The sequence below is a fragment of the Alloyangia mangrovi genome (assembly GCF_002300555.2).
Taxonomy (GTDB): domain Bacteria; phylum Pseudomonadota; class Alphaproteobacteria; order Rhodobacterales; family Rhodobacteraceae; genus Salipiger; species Salipiger mangrovi.
This window is the reverse complement of sequence record NZ_NTHN02000099.1, coordinates 1-7972: the sequence shown is the minus strand read 5'-3', so window position 1 is coordinate 7972 and position 7972 is coordinate 1. Positions and strand designations below refer to the sequence as shown.

General features: G+C 63.8%; 10 protein-coding genes. 6 read left to right on the top strand and 4 right to left on the bottom strand.

Going from position 1 to position 7972, the window contains the following annotated elements:
• Nucleotides 1-411: hypothetical protein (locus tag CLG85_RS26390; protein ID WP_260350293.1), on the bottom strand; the 411-nt coding region annotated here is incomplete at its 3' end.
• Between the two features lie 1027 nt (nucleotides 412-1438).
• Nucleotides 1439-2263, bottom strand: coding sequence for an ion transporter (locus tag CLG85_RS26385; RefSeq protein ID WP_095882139.1), 825 nt, complete (start codon nucleotides 2261-2263; stop codon nucleotides 1439-1441).
• 472 nt (nucleotides 2264-2735) lie between these two features.
• Between CLG85_RS26385 and CLG85_RS26380 the strand changes: the two genes are divergently transcribed.
• Nucleotides 2736-3029 (top strand): BrnA antitoxin family protein, encoded by a 294-nt coding sequence (locus CLG85_RS26380; RefSeq protein WP_095882140.1) that lies wholly within the window; start codon nucleotides 2736-2738, stop codon nucleotides 3027-3029.
• Nucleotides 3030-3495: 466 nt separating this feature from the next.
• On the opposite strand, the gene CLG85_RS26375 is transcribed toward CLG85_RS26380, so the two are convergent.
• Nucleotides 3496-3942, bottom strand: coding sequence for a DMT family transporter (locus tag CLG85_RS26375; RefSeq protein WP_095882141.1), 447 nt, complete (start codon nucleotides 3940-3942; stop codon nucleotides 3496-3498).
• A gap of 2 nt (nucleotides 3943-3944) precedes the next feature.
• Nucleotides 3945-4466 (bottom strand): GNAT family N-acetyltransferase, encoded by a 522-nt coding sequence (locus tag CLG85_RS26370; RefSeq protein ID WP_095882142.1) that lies wholly within the window; start codon nucleotides 4464-4466, stop codon nucleotides 3945-3947.
• Nucleotides 4467-4747: 281 nt separating this feature from the next.
• Between CLG85_RS26370 and CLG85_RS26365 the strand changes: the two genes are divergently transcribed.
• The 5 genes from CLG85_RS26365 to CLG85_RS26345 all read left to right on the top strand — a co-directional run.
• Entirely contained in the window at nucleotides 4748-4993 is a 246-nt protein-coding gene (locus CLG85_RS26365) for a hypothetical protein (protein WP_217989747.1), read from the top strand.
• Nucleotides 4994-5005: 12 nt separating this feature from the next.
• Entirely contained in the window at nucleotides 5006-5548 is a 543-nt protein-coding gene (locus tag CLG85_RS26360) for an isochorismatase family protein (RefSeq protein WP_217989748.1), read from the top strand.
• A 66-nt stretch (nucleotides 5549-5614) separates the two neighbouring features.
• A complete protein-coding gene (locus CLG85_RS26355) occupies nucleotides 5615-6214 on the top strand; it encodes a helix-turn-helix domain-containing protein (protein ID WP_095882143.1) in 600 nt (199 codons plus the stop codon).
• A 252-nt stretch (nucleotides 6215-6466) separates the two neighbouring features.
• On the top strand, nucleotides 6467-7519 hold the full coding sequence (gene nadA, locus CLG85_RS26350) for a quinolinate synthase NadA (RefSeq protein WP_095882144.1): 1053 nt from the start codon (nucleotides 6467-6469) through the stop codon (nucleotides 7517-7519).
• Between the two features lie 4 nt (nucleotides 7520-7523).
• On the top strand, nucleotides 7524-7972 hold a 449-nt coding region (locus tag CLG85_RS26345), incomplete at its 3' end, for an FAD-dependent oxidoreductase (protein WP_260350292.1).

Sequence of the window (7972 nt, the reverse complement as noted above, 5' to 3'; positions counted from 1 at the left end):
CGCCTGAGCGTGACCTGAGAGCGGGGGTGCTGCCCCCGCACGCCGGACAACGCGGCGCTGCCCCCGCACCCCCCGGGATATTTCCCGCCTAGAAGAAAGGGCGGGGCGGGGAGAGAGTGGGATCGGGCGCGGCGGCGGCGGCGTCAGCTCAGGGAGCGCCGGCAGCGCCCCCGCGACTGGCACCGCAGCGCGCGGCTTGTGCTGGTCGATGAGTGCGATCGCCGGCGCGAGAATGGCCGCATCCGCGGTGAGCGTGGTGCGCACCGCTGCCGAAAGCTCGGCCCGCTCCTGCGCCACGCTCTGCCCCTGACCGCGCGCTGAGACGTCAGCCTGCATGAACCCGATCGCGACGATCAGGCTGCAGAGGAGCAGGCGGAAGGTGGGGGCAAGGCGGGACAGGATTGCGGGCATATGTTGTGAACATGGGCGCGGCGGCGGTGAATGCAATGGGCGCATCACAACTGGGTCAAAAAGATTTGGCGCGCGAGGCTTAGAGCCCAAAACGTCATGGACGCCGGGTGCGCCGCGGATGCGCCGGGGCTGCAAGCACGCGGGGGTGCAGTTCGTCCTGCCGCGAGACGTGGGGATGCGGCGCGCCCTCGAGCGCGTCGCGGGGGTGGACAGACACCACATAGAGGCGCGGGTGACGCTGGGCTGCCGATGTCGCGGTGACATGGAGCGAGCCGGAGGTCTCTCCGCTGGGGTGTCGCACTTCGTGTTCGGGAAAGGGTCTTTTGGGCATCGTCAATTCAGTGAGCAGTACAGTCTGGGTCTCTGACGCCACGGCCCACAATCAGCGCTGCCTGCGGGGAGAGGTCCCGACACGAATGAGGCGCACCTCCCGAAATCGGAAAGCGCGCCTCCGATCGTTCATACCGTGAGTGGATATGTTGCCAATCAGAGGTAGCATCGCCAGCCTCCTCTTCAAGGCTCGCGGGTATCCAAAGTGATGAAGTCTGGGCGAGTTACCGCCTCACGCGAACGCCGCGTCAGGGACCCTCGCGCGCATCTCGATACACGTTTGGGTTGGTTGTCCTCTGTCGCGAAGCTGTGTGCTGCATTGGCTTGCGAGCGCTAAGGCCGGGCCGGGACACGCTATAGTAGCCTCGACGCTTTTCGCTCGTGTCAGGCAGGGTGATCCAGCCATGGCGAACCTGACCCCGCGCCCATTTAGCGCTGATCCGGTGCGTATTGCGATGAGGTCGGCTCCGTCCTGTGCTGGTTCGCAGGCGCAGTAGGAAAGACACCCTGGCGCGACGGGAGTGCCGCAAAGAACGGGAGGCAAGGTATCGGTCGCTTGCGAGGTGGCGGGCTGGCCAGCAAGTGGAACATCGACGCAGCAAGGAACGGAACCCAGCGATGGTTCGCATCCAAGTGGCGGTGGGTTCCGCCAGCCCTATGCTTTCGACCTTGTCGGACCGGACGTCTTTCTGCCGACCTATCGGTTTGCTCGGGTCCGTTCGCCACTCAGGCTGTCGGCGTGCAGATCCTTAGCTCCATCTTTATCCTTCAGGTACTGTTCGATGGCCGCGAGGCGCCGGATGACCTCATCGCGGTAGGTGTCCGTGGCCGCATTTGTCTCCTCGGCATGGGCGTCCTGCATCGAATTGACGATGAGGCCGACCACGAGGTTCACCACCGCGAAAGTTGTAATCAGGATGAAGGGCACGAAGAACATCCATGCCTCTGAGTGCACCTCCATGACCGGGCGGACGATGCCCATCGACCAGCTCTCGAGCGTCATGACCTGGAAGAGCGTGTAGAGCGACTGGCCCAGGGATCCGAACCATTCGGGGAAAGTTGCGGCAAACAGTTTGGTCGCGATCACGGCGGCGATATAGAAGATCACCCCCATCAGCAGAAAGACCGAAGCCATCCCAGGTAGAGCGGAGATGAATCCTTCCACCACCCGGCGCAGCGTCGGCGCAACCGAGATCACCCGGAGCAGCCGGAGAATACGGAGCGCGCGCAGCACCGCGAGCCCTCCAGTGGCCGGGGCGAGCGCAATGCCAACCACCAGCAGATCGAAGACGTTCCAGGCATCGCGAAAGAAACGCAATCCGCGCGCGTAGAGTTTGGCAGCAAGTTCCGCCACGAAGATCGCAAGACAGACCGTGTCCAGCGCGACGATCAGGTCGCCAGCGACGTTCATCACCGTCCCGGAGGTCTCGAGCCCGAGAATGATCGCGTTGAACAGGATCACCCCCATGATCGTGTAACGCGTTGTAGCTCGGTCGAGAAAATCGGAAATGGTCTGGCGCATCCTGCGTCGGCTCCCTGTGAAATCCTGAGGCATCTAGGTTCGGCGAAGATGATGTGCCAGCCCGAGGGAACGCTTCGCCGCTACAGTGTGATCACGATTGCGAGGTATGGCTTGGCAATCTGTCGCGTAAGAGCAGTTCCGACTAGGGCGCCACGCTCAGACTCGATTTGTCCGGTAGCGCATCTTGGTTTTTGTAGATACAGAAACCACCTTGAAGACGTAGAATGCGCACATGATGATGGTCTGGGACGAGCCAAAGAGGTTGGTCAATCTGACCACGCAAGGGCGCGACTTTTCCGATTTGGACGGGCGTTCTTCCTATCCTCGGGGGTCATTCCGGCGAAGGAAAGCCGTCATATGCGATCGGACGGCTTGCAGATGGAACCTTCGCAGTTGTCTTCGCTGCTCTGGGAAGCGAGGACGTTTCGGTGATCTCGATGCGCCCGGCAAGCCCGAGGGAAAGGGAATTGCTATGACCAAGAAGACACTTAGTGAAGCCAAGGTGCAAGCTATGATCGCCAGCGATCCCGATGCTCCGGAGGCAACGGATGCGCAGCTCGTGCAGGCAAAGTCCTTCACCGAAGCATTCCCGGCGCTGGCAGAGAAGATGCGCAAGAGTGCTGGCGGGCGTCCGAAGGCGGCAAACCCAAAGGTCGCGGTCTCCTTGCGCCTGGATCCCGAAGTCGTGGCGCACTTCAAGGCCGAGGGCCCCGGTTGGCAAACTCGCATAAACGAGGCCTTGCGGCATGCAGCCGGATTGAGCTGAGAGTCGCTACTAAGGGGGCTTCTTGGTCGCCAGGTCGATAGCCTTTACCAACACCCTTGTGTGCTTCGAAGTCGGCGTTTGTGCGACCCGGGGTCTCAGCGGTGAGCAACTAGATCACAGCCAAGTACTCAGGCAGGAGATGCACCCATCTGACTCCGTGACGATGGGCCTTAGGGAGGCGCTGACCTTCACAGAAGGCCAGCGGGCCGGAGCCAAAGTCCATGGCGTTGCTGTCGCAAAGCGAGATTGCGCTGAGCATCAACGTCGCGAGGGGTAACTTCCCGGGTTGGAGGCAAGGTCGGCCGGCACCGACAGCTTCAGCGCTCATTCTGCTGGTGTTGATTGCGAAGCAGCCGTCGGTCGTTCAGGAGGTCCCGCGCGCAAGGTGCGCGAATAGGAACCAGCGCCACGAGGTCAACGGCGTAAGGGTACTTTCACGGGCCAATATCCCCGCTACCCGGCGTGATCAGAGGCGGTTGGCCGCCACGATGATCGCCCCGGCCACAAGCAGCCCGGCACCGAGAAGCGAGGGCACCATCGCCGCGGGCCCCTCGGAACCCGAGCGGACGTAGTCGAGCGCGATACCGAACCCCAACTGGCTCGAGACCAGCACGGCGATGGTGCCCGCCGCGCCGATCTTCTGGTATCCGAGCAGGCTGGCGAAGACGAAGAACGAGCCCAGAAGACCCGGAAGCAGCGCCGTGCCGCGGAGGTTGCCGGTCACTTCGGCGAGCCCCTGCAGCCCGTTGCGCCCGATCAGCAGCGCCGAGAGCACCATCAGCCCGATCGCCGAGTTGAGCACCAGCGCCACGAGGATGCTGGAGGTCTGGCTGCTCAGCCGCGCCATGAGGCTGTTCTGCAGCACCAGCGCGCCGCCTGCGGCGATCAGAATGGCGAGGATGACCAGTGGCATCGTCAGGCCTCGGCATCGGGCACGGCGCGGTCGTCGAGCTTGACCTGCAGGAAGGTCAGATCGAGCCAGCCGCCGAACTTCGTGCCGACCTCGGGCAGCCGGCCCACGGTCTCGAAGCCGAGCTTTTCGTGCAGCCGGATCGAGGCGGTGTTTCCCGACTCGATCCCAGCCACCATGACGTGCTTGCCAAGCGCGCGCGCGGCCGCCATCAGCTGCAGCATCAACGCCCGGCCGATGCCGCCGCCGCGCTGGCCGCTCGCGACATAAACCGAATGCTCGACCGTGTGACGGTAGCCGTCAAACGCCCGCCAGTCGCCAAAGGTGGCATAGCCCAGCACTTCTCCGCCCTCGGAGACTGCCACCAGGACCGGGTAGCCCGCGCGCTTGCGGTCGGCCATCCAGGCCCGGCGATTGTCCTCGTCGACGATAGCGTCGTTCCAGATGGCGGTCGTATGGCGTACGGCGTCGTTGTAGATCGCGGTGATTGCCTCGATGTCTTGAGCTTCGGCGTCGCGTATCAGCATGGGAGCCTCGTTGAGTCGCTGTGTTACCCGAACTTGCTACTATAGTGCACATAAATGCAATGACATTGAGGGAACCTAGCTACAAGGGTAGTGAATTTTTGCGCTGTCAGCGGGAGATGGCGGTCATGGGTGGACGAAAATTCGCGCCAATTTGTACTATAATGCATTTAAAATGGGCATTACTCGCCATCATGTCCGGTATGGCTATACGATAGTATGCGAATCGATCGTTTCCAGCCATGCCATGCCCGACCACAGATGGTCGGAAAACGGAGATCGAGATGGCTGAAGACATTAGGGACACCAACGTATCGCGCCGCGGCGCGATGCTCGGAATGGCGGCTGCCGGTGGCGCCGCGATGATGGCAGGAGCACCGGCACGGGCAGCGAGCACCGACGAAGAGCGGCTCAAGGGCGGGGCCCCTGCCATTCCGGAACTGGCGCCGCATTGGCAGGGGCTCTACCTGCGGGAAATTCTCTCGCGTCCCGCGGCCTACATGTCGGTGAGCCAGGTAAAATCGCTCTAAGAGCCCTGGGGTGTGCAGGCCGCCGAGCGGCACTGGGAACGCGGCAGCCTGCCGGCGACGGTCAGGGTCGCCGAGGCGGCGCGCGCTGCCGGAAACTTCGTTTCGTTTAACTGGATCGGATATCCAGTGTACCGGCCGGACCATCCCAAGAACGACTTCGACGCGGCGCAATACACCTCGTGGACCGCGGCGGCGACGCAGACCCCAGAGCAGCCGGCTGCAGACAATGACCTTGCGGACGAGCTCCGCGCGCTGGTGCAGCCGGGCGATAACGAGTTCAGCGAGGTTGCGCTGCAGTCGGCGTGGTTCGGGACTCCGTTGCCGCTCGAGCTGACACGCAAGCGGGTGCAGACGATCGTGCTGACGGGCATTCACCTTGATTGGTGTATTGAGGGCAACGCCCGCATCGCGCACGACAATGGGTATCTGCCCATCGTCATCGGGGATGCCTGTGGCTGCGTGCGACCGGATCAGGAAGCGGCAGCGATGGATCGTATCAACTCCTTATTCGCACCGGTGATATCGTCCGAAGAATTTGTGCGCTTGGTTTCCTGATCTTAGCGGTTGGCGAACCGGCCCCAGGTTCAGTACATCGGGGGGACAGAGAGAGGCTCGAACGCTATGACCGATCCCGCGACCCCCGTTGCCCCCGCGGCCCAGACGCCCATTGCCGTTCCGCAGAGCTTTGCGGAACGGCTTTTCGAGCTGCGCAAGGGCGCCGGCTGGAGCCGCCAGCAGCTGGCCGACCGTGCCGGTGTCTCGCAAGGCATGATCAACAAGCTCGAGCGCGGACAGAGCAGCCCGACGATCGAGATGGTGGGCAAGCTCTCGGCGGCCTTCGGCATGACGGTGTCCGAGATCGTCGCCCAGCCGGCGGCGACCGAGCTGCGCGTGGCGCGGCAGGCGACGCGCTCGACCTTCTTCGACTCGAAGACCCGTCTATCGCGCGAGACGGTTTCGCCCGACGGCGCGAATACCGGCATGGATGTCACTAAAGTTGTGCTCCCACCCCGAGCCGAGGCTCAGTTTCCTGCTGAGGCCTATACCTTTATCAGCCAGTTGATCTGGGTACTCGACGGCGAATTGACGATGCTTTGCGGAGCGGAGACCGAGATCCTCGGCGCGGGCGACTGCATGTCGCTCGGCCCGCCGAGCGCTGTCACCTTCAAGAATGCGACAGACCGCTACGCAACCTATGTTGTGATCGTGCGCCGGCACTGATCAGCTCACTCCGCGATCATGGGGTCTAGGGGAGGAACGCGTGGAGCTCTATACTGTGGAGTTGTATCGGAATGCTCGTCTGGCCTGCGCTGGCCGCATGCGTAAGCGTGCGGCCGCAGCGCAGATTGCATGGGCTCGCAAAGGAACGCTCTTGTCCCTGCGTCAACATGGCTTTATCTCCCCGCATTGACCCTCCTTTGTCGCTAAAGACACTTGAGTGGTCGATTATGTCTTTCAACTAGGAGCAGGTGCATGCTCGATCAATCCACGATCGCCGAGACGCTCGGCCAGCAGTACGATCTTGCCCCTTCGCTCGAAGCCGCCGAGCGGCAAAGTGCCCTCTACGCCCGCATGAGCCGCGTCGTCACGCCTGCTGACTGGTCCATGCACGCCCCCTACGTCGAGGCGATCAACCGGCTGAAGCAAGAGCGCAACGCGGTCATCCTCGCGCATAACTACATGACGCCGCAGATCTACCATGGCATCGCCGATATCGTCGGCGACAGCCTGCAGCTCGCCATCGAGGCGACGCGGGTCGAAGCGGACGTGATCGTGCAATGCGGCGTGCACTTCATGGCCGAGACCTCAAAGATCCTCAGCCCGGAAAAGACCGTGCTGATCCCCGACATGGATGCCGGTTGCTCGCTGGCCGAGAGCATCACCCCCGAAGGCATCGCCGAGATGCGCCGCCGCTACCCGGGCGCGCCGGTGGTCACCTACGTGAACACCTCCGCCGAGGTGAAGGCCGCCTCGGACATCTGCTGCACCTCGTCGAACGCCGCGCAGATTGTCGCCGCGTTGGACGCCGAGACGGTCATCATGACGCCGGACAAGTACCTCGCGCAGAACGTCGCGAAGCAGGTGCCGCAGAAGAATATCGTCTGGTACGACGGATCGTGCATCGTGCACGAGCGCTTCACCGCCGCCGAGCTGCGCGACTTCCGCAGCTGGCAGCCCGACACCCGCATCATCGCCCATCCCGAATGCCCGCCCGACGTGGTGGCCGAGGCGGATTTCTCCGGTTCCACCGCGGGGATCATCGACTACGTGACCCGCGAGCAGCCCGACAAGGCGATGCTGGTGACCGAATGCTCGATGGCCTCGAACATCTCGGACGCGCTGCCGGGGATCGAGTTCGTCGGCCCCTGCAACATGTGCCCCTATATGAAGATGATCACGCTCGAGAAGGTGCTCTGGTCGCTGCACAGCATGGAGGGCGTGGTCGAGGTCGATGCCTCGGTCGCGACAGGTGCGCGCCTCGCCGTGCAGCGGATGATCGATCTGTCGCAGCGCAAGGCGGCCTGAGCCGGTGCAGCAGGTTTCGACCGGCCGCGTGGTCATCCTCGGCGCGGGTCTGGCCGCGCTCTACGCCGCGCTGGCGCTGGCGCCGCGCCCGGTGCTGCTGGTCTCGCCCGACCCGCTGGGCACCGGCGCAAGCTCGGCCTGGGCGCAGGGTGGGATCGCCGCCGCCATGGCGCTACCCGACAGCCCGGAATCCCATGCGCTCGACACGCTGCGGGCAGGGGCGGGGATCGTCGATCCCGAGGTCGCCCGCTCGGTCACCCGCGAGGCGCGCGATCACATCCTGTCGCTGAACCGGCTCGGCGCGCCCTTCGACCGCGACGCGGCGGGCGGCTACCTACTCTCGCGCGAGGCGGCACATGCCTTTGCCCGTGTTGTGCGGGTGCGCGGCGATCAGGCCGGGGCCGAGATCATGCGCGCGCTGGTGGCGCAGCTGCGGCGCGCGCCTTCGGTGCA

Excerpts from the sequence above, each read along its gene's own strand:
- CLG85_RS26385 (WP_095882139.1), bottom strand. The coding sequence starts at position 2,263 with ATGCGCCAGACCATTTCCGATTTTCTCGACCGAGCTACAACGCGTTAC.
- CLG85_RS26380 (WP_095882140.1), top strand. The coding sequence starts at position 2,736 with ATGACCAAGAAGACACTTAGTGAAGCCAAGGTGCAAGCTATGATCGCC.
- CLG85_RS26375 (WP_095882141.1), bottom strand. The coding sequence starts at position 3,942 with ATGCCACTGGTCATCCTCGCCATTCTGATCGCCGCAGGCGGCGCGCTG.
- CLG85_RS26370 (WP_095882142.1), bottom strand. The coding sequence starts at position 4,466 with ATGCTGATACGCGACGCCGAAGCTCAAGACATCGAGGCAATCACCGCG.
- CLG85_RS26365 (WP_217989747.1), top strand. The coding sequence starts at position 4,748 with ATGGCTGAAGACATTAGGGACACCAACGTATCGCGCCGCGGCGCGATG.
- CLG85_RS26355 (WP_095882143.1), top strand. The coding sequence starts at position 5,615 with ATGACCGATCCCGCGACCCCCGTTGCCCCCGCGGCCCAGACGCCCATT.
- nadA (WP_095882144.1), top strand. The coding sequence starts at position 6,467 with ATGCTCGATCAATCCACGATCGCCGAGACGCTCGGCCAGCAGTACGAT.